The organism is Mesorhizobium sp. B264B1B (assembly GCF_020165765.1).
In the GTDB taxonomy this organism is placed as follows: Bacteria; Pseudomonadota; Alphaproteobacteria; order Rhizobiales; family Rhizobiaceae; genus Mesorhizobium.
Map to the genome: position 1 here is coordinate 174,799 of NZ_JAIUIS010000002.1, position 14,477 is coordinate 189,275.

Below are 14,477 nucleotides of genomic sequence, written 5' to 3' on the forward strand. Positions count from 1 at the left end.
TGATATGGCTCCTCCAGTCGTTGTTACCAATTTGAGCGAGGCTGACGCTCAGCAGATGAAAATCATACTCGAGGGCGGCGGAGCTTCTGTCTCCATTGTCCCCGGCGCGTCAGGGAAGTTTACGCTCGTTGCTACCTATGCAGACCCACAGCCGAAGACCTTCGACGGGTCGCAGCCACTCCCACCCCCCACGACCTCACAACCTTCCGATTCAGCTTCTGCAAGGAATGACTTCATAAGTCGAGTACTGCAGGTTTGCACGGGCGAATGGGATTTCTTTGGCCGGCAAGAATACGATGTAACTGGCAACGCCGTCGTTGTGGGGCACAAGGAGCTTGAGCCCATTTTTGCCAAACGGATAGGAAGGTACTTTTCCGAAGGGACAGGCACGACCGGTGTCGACGGCACGAACACTGATATGGCTTGGTCAGCCGCATTTATCTCCTGGGTGATGAAAACGTCTGGGGCGGCCGGCCGCTTCAGGTATTCGACCTTGCACTCAGTTTATATTTATCAAGCGATACGCGACAGGTTGAGGAGCACGGACGCAGGGTTCTGGGCTTATAGGCTCAATGAGTACAAACCAATCGTTGGAGATCTTTTATGCTGGGCTCGTCAATCCGGTATTGACTACGATAGCCAAGCTTCAGGCAATTACCATGGCCATTGCGATATTGTGGTCGCTGTTGAGGTTGATAAGGTCTGGGTAATTGGAGGTAATGTTGGCAACTCAGTAACAAAGAGATCTGTCGCGCTCGGACCCAATGGGTTCATGCCTTCAACGTCGATGGGCGGCGAGACCCTCTTTGCCATCATGCAATGCCGGATAGGAGTTGCGATCTTTCAATCCGCGCCTGCGGCAACGGTGACTACCGACGGTCAAGCCGCGTCGACTATTGCTGCCGGAAACACAAACGGCTCAATACCTTCCTCGACAGATCACATCGCTTGGGGCCGGGTCGTTACATCAGAGTTCAAACAAGCCATCATTGTGCTTTCAAAGCGCATTGGATGCGATCCCAGTCACTTGATGGCAGCGATGGCATTTGAATCAGGGGAGACGTTCGCGCCCGACAAACGAAACCCCTCAAGCGGTGCCACAGGCCTCATCCAATTCATGAGATCAACAGCTGAGGGACTGGGCACATCGCTGGAAGCTCTGGCGCAAATGTCTCAGGTTCAACAACTGGTGTATGTCGAGAAATATCTCGCCCCGTATGCAGGCCGGTTTGGCAGCCTGTCAGACATGTACATGGCAATCCTATATCCAGCGGCGATTGGAAAACCAGAGGCGAGTGTCTTATTTTCTTCTGGCACGAAGGCTTACTCGCAGAACTCCGGGTTGGACGTGAACGGCGATGGCTTTGTCACCAAAGGAGAGGCCGCCTCAAAGGTACAAGCGGAACTGGACAAAGGTTTGACGGCAGGACTTGTCGGGTGACCGTTGCTAGAGAGGACCAATAGCGCCGACGTTTGAGCCTGAAAGTAGCATTGAGCAAAAAATATCGTGCCGACACAGTCAGCCACTACCGGCGCCTTGCCCCCGCTTGTGGAGATGCAGCAACAAATAGTACACGGGCGGCGACGACATTGGCCGGCTGAGGAGAGAGTGCATGTTGTGGTGGAGAGCTATGAGCCGGGCGAGAGCGTGAGCGCGGCGGCGCGCCGCTAAATTTTGTGCCCGCAACAACTGTTTGCCTTAGCATCGGGCGGCAAGCCGGTCTTTGGCGGATGCGGGATCATCAAGACCCCATGTTTGTGTCGGCAGTCGTACATGCGGCGACGCCTCAGCCTGTAGTAAACGGCGGTGAGGCAGAGGTCCTCCGCCGATGCTGGTGTGATCGAACTCGAGATCGAAGGCGTCGCCATGGGGATTGGCCGCGGCGCCGAAATGGTTGCGGCTGTCACCGTCAGCCGCAAGGCCGGATGGCTCGGAGGCCAACGCCGCTTCCCAGGCGAACTACGCCTGCCAGCCGCGACAACCATCGTGCGCGTCAGCTCGCGCACTGGACTGAAGCCACGCTGACGACCGACGGGCCGGTTACGCCGTGTGCGGCCACTGGCTGGTCCAGAACGCTCTGTATCGGACCCTCGATGTCGTCTTCAACGACCATCAGTCGCGGCTTCGAAAGGGCCATGGCGCCCTCAACATGGCCATCGTCAGGCATTTCGCCATCAACCTCGTGCGAACCGTCAACGACAAACGCTCCATCAAGCTCAGGCGAAAAAAGGCCGGCCGGAGCACCGACCACCTCGCCTCATTCCTCGGTGAGCTTCGCCGTTAATCTAGATTCGGAGCCCTGCTCAAGCATGGGACTGATCGGCAAGGTGCGTAGCGAACCACGCTGGACAGCGTGGCTTCCTGTTTCTCCGCACTTGCCAGGACGCACTTGCTTTGGTGAATAGCGGACGAGCCCTGTTTTTAGACTAGGACACACGAGAGGCGGAGTAAACGCGAGCACTGAATCCAAGCAAGCCTCATTGTAGGAGCGCCAGTCCACTCGCTCCGCCGTCTGGCATGCCTAGAGAAGCCGGAGAGTAGAGCACGCGCGGATATCGGCAGACCTGTTGTCCTTACCTGAGGATGCAGCCCATAGATTTCCAGGTCTAGCAGGACTTCTTCAACATTGTTACGCTATTCGCGGTAATCGCTTGCACACGGTTCGCCCATTGTTCCAAAGCGTCGCGCTTTTCCTCTTGATACTCGTAGCGATTATAGATGGCGGCAACGCCGCTCACTTTGCCGGTTTTGTGGTTTAGGATTGCCTCGGTGACCTCCTGTTTGATTCCAAGCCTCGCGAGTTCCGTCGCGCAGGTACGGCGTAAATCGTGGAGATGCCATTCGGGCAAAGCCGGTTCGGCGCAATGCTTGTCCAGTGCCTTCTTGCCATTGCTAAAGCCGCTGAATGGCGTGGTAGCGGTCGTCGTGAAGACGTATTCCGAAGGCTTCCCGTCTGCATCTGTGATCCTAGGCAATGCCTCGATGATCGTCTTAGCCAGCGGTGCTATTGGTACGATATGGGGGCGGGAATTTTTAGTTCGCGATGCTTCAAGCGTGATCGCGGTCAGATCGTCAGAAATTTCGGACCATTCGAGTTCGGCGATCTCGTCCCGGCGTTGGCCGGTCAACAACAGCAGTTGGGTCATGGGACCAAACGGATAACCGCATTTCGCTGCCGCCTTCCAAACAATCTTGATTTCGTCGTGCGTTAGCACGCGGTCGCGGCTGATCGGTTTGCCCGGTGCTGTGGCAAGCTCAATGATGTTGCGGCCGATCGCTCGCGCTACTGGCTTCCAACGGAAGAATGCAGAAAGAACCGCGAAGGCGTTACGGCGAGCACCGGGCGTCAGCTTGTCCAGGAGTTTTTCAATGTCGCGGTAGTCAAGGGTCCTGATGTCGGCGACGTGGTTCCAATGGGGCTTGATATTGGTCGCGATGATGCGCTCGTATTCATCAGCGGTCGAGGCTTTGACTGCCCTGCCCTTAAAGCCTTTGGTGCGAGCGGTCTTGACGAAATCATCGAACCAAGCGGCCAACCCCGTCTTGTCAATCTTCTGTTGCCGAGGATCATTGCCGCGCTTTGCGTCGTTGCGAACGCGTTCAGCAATGATGCGGGCTTGGGTGACATTCAACGCTTGCGTCGACGAAATGAGGGTTCCAATGCGGTCGTCGGCGCTGCCCACTTCGTCATAGCGTCCGATGGTCACTTTGGACGCCTTCCCGTCGATCTTCGTCCGCACTGCCCAAGACAAAGCGCCGCTCGGCTGCACCACCAGATAGAGCCCAGATTGGGTGCTGTCAGGTATCTCTTGCCGTGCTGTCGCTGGCTTCAAATTGTTGATGAATGCAGCGGCTTTTTTGAACTGCCCAGGGATCGGGCTTGGCATCGGTTTTGCCTCCAGGGTAACACCAGGGGTAACCACTGACGTGTGATACTACGTTCGGCGCCGTTATGTAAACCGGTGCTCCGACGTAACCATCTATTTAAAATTCCTAGATTATGCCCTTTCGCGCGTGATGGACCGTTACCCCTTGGGGTGCTGTGGCATAAAATTTGTAAACCGAAGGTCGCGGGTTCGATCCCTGCCGGGGGCACCACCCTTCGCTCTTCAAGCTTCGGGTGGCAGGCCACCCAGCCCGTTATAAGAACACCAGATCTCGCAAAACGAAGGAGTGTCCTCCGAAGCCTGTCGCAGGAGGACTGCTCATGCGAAGAGGCGAAACCCAGCGGACTTTCGCTAGGAGGCTGTCGCAACCTGGCCGGCTGCCACTTCGCCGCAGAACGTGTTCTTCACCCTGACGGACTTGTAGACGTAGGCGACCCAAGCCCCGGTGAGGATGAACGACAGGACGGGTGTCGCCAGCGCATCTCCAGCAAGGATCTGGCTCACCGGGACGCCTAGAGTTGATGAGATCAAGATCGTGTCCAGGAGGAACACAACCGGTATCGCAATCCACTGAACCAGAAACAATTGTGGAAAGCGTCGGCTTCGCCGCAGCATCGAAATGAGCACAACCAGTTGAAGCGCCAGAAATGCCAGATTGAGGGCAACCTCGCTATACACCGCAACCAGTCCATTTGGCAGGGACATGAGTTGCCGGTAACCCTCGGCCGAATTGGCCAAGTCGGCGAGCGTGCGCAGCGGCGACAACACCTGACCGATCGCCAGCAGCATAAGCCAGCCACCGAATCCTATAAGAGCCGCCGGGCCCTGTGACGGCTTCACGGCTGAGCGAACCGCAAAGAAAACAGGCACGCCGATGATCAGCAGTACGATCGCCCAATGCCAGATTGAAAACGTCCTCATTTACCATCTCTCCCCTTCGTTTGCCCTTATAAGTTGTATCAGATTTTAAACTCAACTCAAGAGGTGAACTCGCGTACAATGAGGTCGATGCCGAAGCGGCGACTTTCTCCTGCCTGTTCCTGGCTCTCGAGCCGGTAACCCGGAACCAAACCCGACCGGAGGCGGTTAACAATCGAAGGGACCGCAAACTCTGTAGCGGAACAATGATCGAACTCTTGGACATGGAACTGGCCCAAGCCAGGCAGCGAATTGGCCGAGCTGAACTTGCCCTCAAGCGCGCGGAAGAAATGTTGGACCGAGACTGTGGCGTCGGCATCAATCTCGCGCTTTGCAGCAGGATAAGGTCGGCGCAGCGGCGCGTCACCGAAGCGCGAGAGCGCCTGACGAAGATCGATCCGACCGATCACTGATTTTACCTGCGTCACTGCGGCCGCGCGTCTGCTTTCCCTTCGGTCGATGCTTCGAAGGGATCGCTGGTTAGGCCAGCGGCTACGCTGTCAATCCCCGCAACATCAAGCCGCTAGGACGCGAGCCCTGCGGTGTAGACGGGCGCCGCCGTTGGCACTCATCGTCAGTCACACTGGCAGCGGAAGCTGGTTCATGCCGCGGTCGCTTCCATCCTCACATCCCGATCGCCGCCACCAAGATCCGGTTCTGCCGTCGGATCGCCGCGCGCAGTTCCGCTATCCTTGCCTCGTCGCGCTTCACGAACTCGATGAACATCATGTTCATGTTGTTGAAGACCAGCTCACCCACCGCCTGCCCGTCGATGTCGCGCCGCACCAGGCCGATCTCCTGCAGCCTTGCGATCAGGGCGCGGATCTGTTGCGTCAGAGCGCGGTCGAGCGCCGTGTAGGCCTGGCCGAACGGGCTGTCGGGCAGTTGCGTCGAGATCGCCATCGCCTGGCGCCACATTTCCTTGCTGAGATAGTGCAAGGAGTGCTCGATATAGATGCCGATCAGCGTGTCCAGCGCATCGCCGACATTGGCCGGTGGGCTGTCGACCACGCCTCGCCCGGCATTCAGCACCTCGTTGACCTCCATGGAGACGATGGCGCCGAGGATGTCGCCCTTATTCTGGTAGTAATTGTAAATCGTCCCGATCGACACTTCGGCCTGGGCCGCGATCGTTTCGATCTTGGCGCCTTCATAGCCTGCCTCGCGGAAAAGCTCGGCGGCCGCCTCGATGATGCGGCGGTGCCGGTCGGCCTTTTGCCTTGCCCTCAATCCACTCATGCCGGCTGTCTGCCACAGAAACAGAATTGACTCAATTTTAGAATTGGTTCAATTTTTTGCAAGAAGCCACAAAGGCAAGGGAGAACACTCGATGTCCGCACGATCCACAGCCAACAATCCGCTTTCAATCCTGAAGAGACATCTGGGCGCCGCTTGCGGCGCCACGGCGCTGGTGCTCTCAGCAGCCGGCGCCAGCCAGGCCGCCGATCTCAACGCCCTGATCTGGTGCGATCATGCCGACCCGGCGCTGCTGCAGCCCTTCGAAGAGGCCAACAACGTCAAGGTCAACATCAAGGAATTCGAGGGCACCGGCGCGGGGCTCGCCATCGTCGAACAGTCGCAACCCGGCGACTGGGACGTGATGGTGATCGACAGCATCGACGTGCCGCGCGGCGTGGAAAAAGGCCTGTTCGAGCCGCTGCCGGAGGACAAGCTGCCGTTGGGCGACCTCTTTCCGCAGGTGAAGATGGACAACTCCACCGTGGTCGGCGGCAAGCGCTACGGCATCACCGAAAAGTTCGGCTACAACACGATCGGCTTCAACAAGACCAAGGTCGACCCGGCCGACATGCAATCCTTGGCGTCGCTGACAAGCGACAAGTACAAGGGCAAGGTCGCCATCTACGATTATTACCTGCCGGTCATCGGCATGGCAGCACTCGCCATCGGCAAGAAAACGGCTGAACTCACCGAGGCCGATCTTCCCGCCCTCAAGGCCGAACTGCTCAAGATGAAGGCCAACGCCAAGCTGGTCGGCGAGGTGACCGCCAGCCAGACAGCGCTCGCCACCGGTGAAGTCGATATTCTGGTCGGCGGCGGCGAATGGGTGACGGCGGGCCTGGCCAAGGAGAACCCGGCGCTGGACTTCTCGATCCCCAAGGAGGGAGCGGTGCTGTGGTCGCAGTCGCTCGCCATGTTCAAGGACTCCAAGAACAAGGACGTGGCGCTGAAATTCATCCAGTACATCATGAGCCCGGAAGGCCAGGCCCGTCTTGCCACATCCTCCTGCTATTGGGGCATGCCGGCGAACAGCAAGGCGGCACTCACCGACGACCAGAAGAAGATCCTGCGCTTCGACGAGCAGCCCGAGTTCCTTGCCCGCGCCCAGGCCTATCCGGCGCCGAACGCCGACCTCGACAAGAAGATGCAGGACATGTGGACCGAGATGCTGCAGGCGCAGTAGACGGGCGTCGTGAGCAGCACCGCAAACAAGGCCCTGCCCTGGGCGCTGGTTACGCCGGCGCTCGGCTGGACCTTGCTGTTCTTCGTGTTGCCTTTCATCGCCATGGGGTTTTCCAGCCTGACGTCGCATGAGGGCGGCGGCTTCACATCGGCCAATTACAGCCAGTTCTTCACCAATCCTGCCTATTGGCAAGCGATGGTGAACTCGCTTCAGGTGACGGCGATCGTCACCGTGGTCTCGGTGCTGCTCGCCTATCCTTTCGCCTGGATCCTGGCCGAACAGGTGCCGGAACGCTGGCAGCGGCTGGCGCTGATGCTGGCCGTGCTGCCGTTCTGGACGTCCTATGTCGTGCGCTCCTATTCCTGGCTTCTGGTGCTGGCGCAGAACGGCGTCATCAACCGGACGCTGACCGGCATCGGCTTGACCAGCGAACCGCTGCAGCTCGCCAATACGCGCTTCGCCACCGTGACCGGCTTCGTGCATTTCTTCGTCATGCTTTTGACGCTGACGATCTTCGCCAATTTGAAGCAGCTCAGTCCGAGCTACCGCAAGGCCGCCGCTGATCTCGGCGCCGGGCCGGTGCGCACCTTCCTGCATGTCATCCTGCCGCTGACCTTGCCCGGCATCATGGTCGGCGCCTTCCTGACCTTCGTGCTGTGCATCGGCGACTACATCACGCCGCAGATCCTCGGCGGCAACAACGAGCTGGTCATGCCGCAGCTGGTGATGATGCAGATCGGCCGGCGCGGCGATTTTCCGCTGGCCTCGGCGCTCTCGATCATCCTGATGGCGGTCGTGACCATCGCCTATCTCGCCTGCGCCCGCTGGCTGAAGATCGAGCGGGCCTGAGATGCGCCTGATCGTCCGAACCGCTTCCTGTCTCTACGCGATCGCCATCTATTCCTTCATTTTCCTGCCGGTGGTCGTGCTCGTGCTGTTCTCGCTGCAGGCAACCTCCTTCCCCATCCCGCCCTTCACCGGCCCGTCGCTGCGCTGGTACCAGGCCGTCCTGTCCGATACGCGGCTGACCTCGGCGCTGGTGAACTCGCTGCTGGTGGCCGTCCTTTCGTCGCTCGCGGCCGTCACGCTCGGCTTCCTCAGCGCCTGGGCGTTCGCGCGCTTCGTGCTGCCGGGTTCGGCCCTGCTGCGAGGGTTGATCACGCTACCGCTTACCGTCAGCTATCTCATCATCGGCATGGGGCTGCTGGTGCTGTTCAACTGGGCCGGCGTGCCGAAATCGCTGATGGCCGCCGGCATCGGCCATGTCGTGATCAACCTGCCGCTCTGCTTCGCCATCGTCTACAGCCAGATGGGCGACCACCAGATCAACATCGAGCGCGCCGCGCGCGATCTCGGCGCGCCGGAATGGAAAGTGCTGCTCTTGATTACTGTGCCTGTCATGGCGCCGGCCATCTTCGCCGGCTTCTTCCTGTCGATGACCTTTTCCTGGGACGAATTCGTGATCTCCTTCCTGCTGACACGCTTCGAAACCACGCTGCCGGTCGAAATCTGGAACCTCTTACGCTCCGGCCTCAACCCCAAGACCAACGCAATCGGCTCGCTGGTGTTCGCCGTCTCCATCGTGCTGGTCGTGCTGTTCGAACTGACATTGCTGCGGAGAAAGTCGGCATGAGCGCGCCCCTGGTCGACATCCGCGGGATCTCGCACCGTTTCGGCCAGCTGGCGGTGCTGAAAGACGTATCGCTGCGGATAGAGCCCGGTAGCTACACCATCCTGCTCGGACCGTCGGGCTCCGGCAAGACGACGCTTTTGTCGATTTTGGGCGGCTTCGTCACACCGAGCGAAGGCAAGGTGTTCATCCGAGGCGAGGACTGCACCGCCGTTCCGCCGGCAAAGCGCCCGACAACGACGGTGTTCCAGGATTATGCGCTGTTTCCGCATATGAGCGTCGGCGGCAATGTCGGTTTTGGCCTGCGCATGCAAGGCGTCGATGGCGCGACACGCGCCGCGCGGGCGCGTGAGACGCTGGCGCTGGTCGGGCTGGATGCCGCCTTCGACAAGAAGCCGCACCAGCTCTCCGGCGGCCAGCGGCAGCGCGTAGCGCTGGCGCTGGCACTGGTGATCGAGCCCGCCGTGCTGCTGCTCGACGAGCCGCTCGGCGCGCTCGACCTCAAGCTGCGCCGGCAGATGCAGGACGAATTGAAAGCGATCCAGAAGCGCGTCGGCACCGCCTTCATCCATGTCACCCACGACCAGGAAGAAGCGATGGCGCTGGCCGACCACTGCGTGGTGATGAGTGACGGCCGCATCGAGGACGAAGGGCCGCCCGAACGCGTCTATGCGCGCCCAAAGACACGCTTTTCGGCGACTTTCATGGGCGAGAGCACCATTCTTCGCGGAACGGTGGCGGAGATGATGGACAGGACAAGCACTGTCGCGACACAGGTCGGGCCGGTCTCGGCGTCCGGAGCGTTGCCGGTGGGATCGGCGGTTGCCTTGGCCATCCGGCCGGAGCACCTTGCCCTGGGCGCGACCTCAGGCGCCACAAAGCTGGGCAAGGCGCAGGTCAGCGATGTCGTTTTCCAGGGCAGCTTCAAGCGCGTGCTCGCGGTCTCCGCTGAAGACGCCACGCTGCAATTCATCGCCAAACTGCCCGCGACGTCCGTCGTGCAGCCGGGCGACACGGTCTCGGTTTCCTGCGATACAGACAAGATCATCCTGCTGACGGATTGAACATGGGCATGCTTGCGGTCGTCGACGCACCTGACTGGTACGAGACCATCGGCATGGGCGACGGTGTCACGCTGATCCACGAGCCATGGATCAAACCGTTCTTCCGCTGTAATATGTGGCATGTGCGCGGTCGCGACCGCGACCTGCTGTTCGATACCGGGCTTGGCCATTTCAGCCTCAGGCGCCATGTGCCGCTGGTCAGCGAGCGCAAGCTCACCTGCGTCGCCAGCCACACGCATTTCGATCATATAGGCTGCCACCATGAATTTCCCGACCGCTGCGTGCACCGCGCCGAGGCGGAGATTCTGACCGATCCGCGCAACGAATGGACGGTGGCGGACCGCTACGCCAATGAAGAGATGTTCGATCGCCAGCCACAAGGTTGGGATACGGCGCGCTATCGCATCATGCCCGCCCCGGCGGACCGCCTGCTCGAACATGGCGATATCGTCGACCTCGGCGATCGCGCCTTCGAGGTGATCCACACGCCCGGCCATTCGCCAGGCGGTATCGCTCTGTACGAGAAGAAGACCCGCATCCTGCTTTCCGGCGACATCATCTATGACGGCCCGCTGATCGACGACGTCTACCATTCCGATATCGATGATTATTTGCAGACGCTGCTTGCCATGCGCGACCTCGACGTCTCGGTCGTGCATGGCGGCCATTTCCCGAGTTTCGGCAAGGTGCGCTATCGCCAGCTGATCGACGAGTATCTGGCACAGAAACGCCAGGCCGGCTGCCATCTGCAACCACGCTCCTAACAATCAGCTTGTTTTGATCTACAGCGCCCTTTGCGGACAAGGCATTCCGGCGGCATCGCCGCAGCGCGAGGCCGTGGGCAATGGCCTGAGGCTTGTTTCTTCCGAGTGGCGCACCAGTTCGGCGAAGACAAGCGCGAAGCTTCCCAGCACGACGGAGATGATGATCAGGCGTGTTACCAGCAATATGTTGGTCCCGGCTGGCGCGTGTCCCCGAAATCGGGATCGACTCTCGAAGGATTCACGCACGATCAAAGTGCCACAGCGTCTTTCGTATCCTGAAAGGCATAAGATCGCTGCGGGCGCCCCCACGCCACCCATGCCGGCTAACATGATCCATGCGGCTTTACGAGAGTTTAAGCCCGGCCTTAACCATCACATTGGCTCGTTCCCTGATATGATTCGCGACTGCCGGTTCGAACCGCACGTCTGCGGGCTCTCTTTGCACACAGGCCCGCCCATGCTACCCCGGCCCAGCCGCCAACCGGTCACCGTCGGGGAGCCATGAGCAAAGCCGCCAACAGCATCGCCTTCGTCTCGTCCGGCACGCCTGACGCCAAAGCGGCGCTGGAAAGCCTGTCGGCGCGCTATGGCCAGCATTCGGTCGCGGAAGCCGATGTCGTCGTGGCCCTGGGCGGCGACGGTTTCCTGCTGCAAACTTTGCGCGATACAATGGGAACCGGCAAAAAGGTCTACGGCATGAACCGTGGCACCATCGGCTTCCTGATGAACGAATATCGTTCCGGAGGTCTCGCCGAGCGCATCGCGGCCGCGGTCGCCGAAACGATCCGTCCGCTGGAGATGCAGGCCGTTACCTCGGATGGCGAAACCGTCTCGGCGCTGGCCATCAACGAAGTGGCGTTATGGCGCCAGTCCTATCAGACGGCCAAGATCCGCATCACCATAGATGACCAGGTACGGCTCGAGGAACTGAATTGCGACGGCGTGATGATCGCCACGCCGGCTGGCTCCACCGCCTACAATCTTTCGGCGCATGGGCCCATCCTGCCGCTCGACGCGCCGCTGCTGGCGCTTACCCCCGTCAGCCCGTTTCGCCCGCGCCGCTGGCGCGGCGCTTTGCTTTCCAACAAGGCAACCGTGCGCTTCGATATACTAGAGGCGGAAAAGCGGCCGGTGAACGCCGCCGCCGACCATACGGAGGTCAAGGCCGTAGCTTCCGTGACGGTGAGGGAATCTGCGACGGCGACCGCAACTTTGCTGTTCGATCCCAATCACTCCTGGAACGAACGCATACTGGCGGAACAGTTCCGTTATTGAGCCGATATTGAGCCGGCGCGCGGATAAGCGGCCGGATCAGACATAGTAATTAAGGTTACGACTTCACAATCGAGCCATTGCCGGCCGTTTGTGTTGACAAATCGCGGGCTTGCGCCTAGTTGCAGTGATGATCTTGCGGGCGCGCGGCGCCTGCCGCGACGGATGCCGTTGCGCTTCCCCGAACAGCCAAAGACAGCCAGAACTTGTCCTCAGACACCCAGACCGCTCAAGAAGCGTTGACTTTCGCGGACCTCGGCCTATCGCCGAAGGTCCTTTCCGCAGTCACCGACGCCGGCTACCTCAAGCCGACGCCGATCCAGGCCGGCGCCATTCCGCACGCGCTTCTGGGCAAGGATGTGCTTGGCATAGCACAGACCGGTACCGGCAAGACGGCCTCCTTCGTGCTGCCGATGCTGACACGACTGGAAAAGGGCCGCGCCCGCGCCCGCATGCCCCGCACGCTGATCCTGGAGCCGACCCGCGAGCTTGCGGCGCAGGTCGAGGAAAACTTCATCAAATACGGCAAGAACCACAAGCTCAACATCGCACTGCTGATCGGCGGCGTGTCGTTCGACGAACAGGACAAGAAACTGGAGCGTGGCGCCGACGTGCTCATCGCGACGCCCGGCCGCATGCTCGACCACCGCGAGCGCGGCAAGCTCTTGCTCAACGGCGTCGAGATCCTCGTCATCGACGAAGCCGATCGCATGCTCGACATGGGCTTCATTCCCGATATCGAGCGTATCTGCGAGATGATCCCCTTCACCCGGCAGACGCTGTTCTTCTCGGCGACGATGCCGCCCGAGATCACCAAGCTGACCGAAAAGTTCCTGCACGCGCCGGTGCGCGTCGAGGTTTCAAAGGCCGCCTCCGCCGCGACCAACATCATCCAGCGGCTGGTGAAGTCCGGTTCCAAACCCTGGGACAAGCGCGAGACGCTGCGCAACCTGATCAAGGCCGAGGATGCGGAGCTGAAGAACGCCATCATCTTCTGCAACCGCAAGATCGAGGTGTCGGAGCTGTTCCGCTCGCTGCTGAAATATGACTTCGACGCCGGCGCGCTGCATGGCGACATGGACCAGCGCGCGCGCATGCAGATGCTGGCCAATTTCCGCGACGGCAAGCTGCGGTATCTGGTCGCCTCCGACGTGGCCGCGCGCGGCCTCGACATTCCCGATGTCAGCCACGTCTTCAACTATGACGTCCCGATCCATGCCGAGGATTACGTCCACCGAATCGGCCGTACCGGCCGCGCCGGGCGCTCCGGAAAATCCTTCACCATCGCGACCAAGTCCGACACCAAGTACATCGACGCCATCGAACGGCTGATCGGCACCAAGATCGAGTGGCATGACGGTGACCTGTCGACGGTGGTGGCCAGCGAAGGCGAGGACGAAGCTCCGCGCCGTGGCCGCGGTGCACCGCGTCGTGCCGGCCGCAAGGACGACGACCGCAAGGACAGGGGCGAGCGCAAGAGAGGCGGACGCCAGGCCAAGCATGGCGAAGACGCGGCACCGGAAACCGTGCGCGAGGAACAGCCGGTCGCGGCCGAGGAAACGGTCGCCGACACTGGTGAGCGGCGCACGCGCAAGGACGCTATCCGCTCGGAAAATTCCGAGCGCAAGAGCTCCGCGGCGCGCAGCGAGCGACGTGCACCGGAACGTGGCGACACCAGGCCCCAGCGCGATGACCGTCGCCCTGCCCGCAACCGAGAAGACGAAAACGACGCCACCGTTGGCTTCGGCGACGACATGCCCGCCTTCATGCGCATCGTCGCCAAGGGCTGACCGACGAGTGGTTCCAAGACAAGACGGCCATCCGGCTTGCCCTCCCGGCAAGCTCCTGGCTGGGGTCGCCGTTACATCGGCCCGGGCATCATCTTGGTCGGTTTCTCCAACATCGGAAACTCGGCCTTGTTGCATTTCACGTTCGGGTTCGTCGGACTGAACATGCCGTTGGGATTATCACCCAGCCAGGCGTGAAGATCGTAGTGGACGAACTCCCTCGGGATGAGCGGATAGTGTCCCTCCATCGGACCCATGAAGGTTTGGCCAAACAGCTTCGGCGGCTCTTTGAGGTCCGGCGTCAGCGGCACCAGCCATTCCGCCCCGACCAGGCGCAGACCGTTTTTCGTCGGCTCGTAGATCAGCACATTGGGGCGCATCGGGTCGAGTTTTTGGCCGACACTTGGGACGTTGACGAAATGGATGCCCATGGCGCCTTTCGGGTAGTACATCGCTCCGGATATCTTTTCTCCGCTATAGTAGACGCAGCCGACCGTCGACAGATAAAGGTCGCGGACGGCGGCGGTGTAGTCCTCATATTTGGCGAGCGACTTTTTCAAGGCCTCGATGTCAGCTTTGTTGGCATCCTCGGCTCGAGCCGCCGCGACGCCCAACCATGCGCTTACAAGACCTGTTAAAGCGAAGACGCCGCAGCGCCCAAGGCTGGCTGTTCTTGTCATGCATTCCTCCCAGATTTTTTTGATCTGGCCGTGCAAGACCGAGGCTGAAAAA

At 60.4% G+C, this 14,477-nt stretch carries 14 protein-coding genes and 1 pseudogene; 9 read left to right on the forward strand and 6 right to left on the reverse strand.

The genetic code is table 11. The annotated features are described in order from the left end of the window. Window positions 1-4 precede the first annotated feature (4 nt). Together LB547_RS04575 and LB547_RS04585 are read left to right on the forward strand one after the other, a co-directional pair. The gene (locus LB547_RS04575; RefSeq protein ID WP_140762289.1) at window positions 5-1,441 is read left to right on the forward strand and encodes a DUF2272 domain-containing protein; all 1,437 of its coding nucleotides are present in this window, start codon (window positions 5-7) and stop codon (window positions 1,439-1,441) included. A 435-nt stretch (window positions 1,442-1,876) separates the two neighbouring features. Next, window positions 1,877-2,285, forward strand: a pseudogene (locus LB547_RS04585) (ISAs1 family transposase); the annotation flags it as partial. A gap of 322 nt (window positions 2,286-2,607) precedes the next feature. Here the strand turns inward: LB547_RS04585 and LB547_RS04590 are convergent. From LB547_RS04590 to LB547_RS04605, 4 genes are all read right to left on the reverse strand, one after another. Continuing rightward, window positions 2,608-3,888 (reverse strand): tyrosine-type recombinase/integrase, encoded by a 1,281-nt coding sequence (locus tag LB547_RS04590; protein ID WP_140762302.1) that lies wholly within the window; start codon window positions 3,886-3,888, stop codon window positions 2,608-2,610. Between the two features lie 351 nt (window positions 3,889-4,239). Beyond that, window positions 4,240-4,809 carry a DUF2569 family protein gene (locus LB547_RS04595; protein WP_140686220.1) on the reverse strand — a complete coding sequence of 190 codons (570 nt, stop codon included), beginning with the start codon at window positions 4,807-4,809 and terminating at the stop codon, window positions 4,240-4,242. A 56-nt stretch (window positions 4,810-4,865) separates the two neighbouring features. Beyond that, on the reverse strand, window positions 4,866-5,216 hold the full coding sequence (locus LB547_RS04600) for a hypothetical protein (protein ID WP_181178009.1): 351 nt from the start codon (window positions 5,214-5,216) through the stop codon (window positions 4,866-4,868). A gap of 214 nt (window positions 5,217-5,430) precedes the next feature. Then, on the reverse strand, window positions 5,431-6,045 hold the full coding sequence (locus LB547_RS04605; RefSeq protein WP_140493601.1) for a TetR/AcrR family transcriptional regulator: 615 nt from the start codon (window positions 6,043-6,045) through the stop codon (window positions 5,431-5,433). A 91-nt stretch (window positions 6,046-6,136) separates the two neighbouring features. Between LB547_RS04605 and LB547_RS04610 the strand changes: the two genes are divergently transcribed. The 5 genes from LB547_RS04610 to LB547_RS04630 are packed head-to-tail and all read left to right on the forward strand — an operon-like array spanning window position 6,137 to window position 10,686. Further along, window positions 6,137-7,228, forward strand: a complete 1,092-nt coding sequence (locus LB547_RS04610) for a spermidine/putrescine ABC transporter substrate-binding protein (RefSeq protein ID WP_140762305.1) — start codon at window positions 6,137-6,139, stop codon at window positions 7,226-7,228. Between the two features lie 9 nt (window positions 7,229-7,237). Further along, on the forward strand, window positions 7,238-8,077 hold the full coding sequence (locus tag LB547_RS04615) for an ABC transporter permease (RefSeq protein ID WP_140671700.1): 840 nt from the start codon (window positions 7,238-7,240) through the stop codon (window positions 8,075-8,077). A gap of 1 nt (window position 8,078) precedes the next feature. Beyond that, on the forward strand, window positions 8,079-8,861 hold the full coding sequence (locus tag LB547_RS04620) for an ABC transporter permease (RefSeq protein ID WP_140762308.1): 783 nt from the start codon (window positions 8,079-8,081) through the stop codon (window positions 8,859-8,861). Beyond that, window positions 8,858-9,922, forward strand: a complete 1,065-nt coding sequence (locus LB547_RS04625) for an ABC transporter ATP-binding protein (protein WP_140762311.1) — start codon at window positions 8,858-8,860, stop codon at window positions 9,920-9,922. The genes LB547_RS04620 and LB547_RS04625 overlap by 4 nt, the downstream gene beginning before the upstream one ends. A 2-nt stretch (window positions 9,923-9,924) precedes the next feature. Continuing rightward, window positions 9,925-10,686 (forward strand): MBL fold metallo-hydrolase, encoded by a 762-nt coding sequence (locus LB547_RS04630; RefSeq protein ID WP_140762314.1) that lies wholly within the window; start codon window positions 9,925-9,927, stop codon window positions 10,684-10,686. 18 nt (window positions 10,687-10,704) lie between these two features. On the opposite strand, the gene LB547_RS04635 is transcribed toward LB547_RS04630, so the two are convergent. After that, complete coding sequence (locus LB547_RS04635; protein WP_181168343.1) at window positions 10,705-10,869, reverse strand: hypothetical protein; 165 nt, start codon at window positions 10,867-10,869, stop codon at window positions 10,705-10,707. A 318-nt stretch (window positions 10,870-11,187) separates the two neighbouring features. On the opposite strand from LB547_RS04635, the gene LB547_RS04640 reads away from it, so the two are divergent. Both LB547_RS04640 and LB547_RS04645 read left to right on the forward strand, forming a co-directional pair. After that, the gene (locus LB547_RS04640) at window positions 11,188-11,961 is read left to right on the forward strand and encodes an NAD kinase (RefSeq protein WP_140493621.1); all 774 of its coding nucleotides are present in this window, start codon (window positions 11,188-11,190) and stop codon (window positions 11,959-11,961) included. 203 nt (window positions 11,962-12,164) lie between these two features. Next, window positions 12,165-13,748, forward strand: coding sequence for a DEAD/DEAH box helicase (locus LB547_RS04645; protein ID WP_181165113.1), 1,584 nt, complete (start codon window positions 12,165-12,167; stop codon window positions 13,746-13,748). A gap of 71 nt (window positions 13,749-13,819) precedes the next feature. Here LB547_RS04645 and LB547_RS04650 read toward each other — a convergent pair whose 3' ends face one another. Next, complete coding sequence (locus LB547_RS04650) at window positions 13,820-14,425, reverse strand: hypothetical protein (RefSeq protein ID WP_140564732.1); 606 nt, start codon at window positions 14,423-14,425, stop codon at window positions 13,820-13,822. Between the last annotated feature and the right edge of the window lie 52 nt (window positions 14,426-14,477).

Excerpts from the sequence above, each read along its gene's own strand:
- LB547_RS04575 (WP_140762289.1), top strand. The coding sequence starts at position 5 with ATGGCTCCTCCAGTCGTTGTTACCAATTTGAGCGAGGCTGACGCTCAG.
- LB547_RS04650 (WP_140564732.1), bottom strand. The coding sequence starts at position 14,425 with ATGACAAGAACAGCCAGCCTTGGGCGCTGCGGCGTCTTCGCTTTAACA.
- LB547_RS04605 (WP_140493601.1), bottom strand. The coding sequence starts at position 6,045 with ATGAGTGGATTGAGGGCAAGGCAAAAGGCCGACCGGCACCGCCGCATC.
- LB547_RS04590 (WP_140762302.1), bottom strand. The coding sequence starts at position 3,888 with ATGCCAAGCCCGATCCCTGGGCAGTTCAAAAAAGCCGCTGCATTCATC.
- LB547_RS04625 (WP_140762311.1), top strand. The coding sequence starts at position 8,858 with ATGAGCGCGCCCCTGGTCGACATCCGCGGGATCTCGCACCGTTTCGGC.
- LB547_RS04595 (WP_140686220.1), bottom strand. The coding sequence starts at position 4,809 with ATGAGGACGTTTTCAATCTGGCATTGGGCGATCGTACTGCTGATCATC.
- LB547_RS04610 (WP_140762305.1), top strand. The coding sequence starts at position 6,137 with ATGTCCGCACGATCCACAGCCAACAATCCGCTTTCAATCCTGAAGAGA.
- LB547_RS04630 (WP_140762314.1), top strand. The coding sequence starts at position 9,925 with ATGGGCATGCTTGCGGTCGTCGACGCACCTGACTGGTACGAGACCATC.
- LB547_RS04620 (WP_140762308.1), top strand. The coding sequence starts at position 8,079 with ATGCGCCTGATCGTCCGAACCGCTTCCTGTCTCTACGCGATCGCCATC.
- LB547_RS04640 (WP_140493621.1), top strand. The coding sequence starts at position 11,188 with ATGAGCAAAGCCGCCAACAGCATCGCCTTCGTCTCGTCCGGCACGCCT.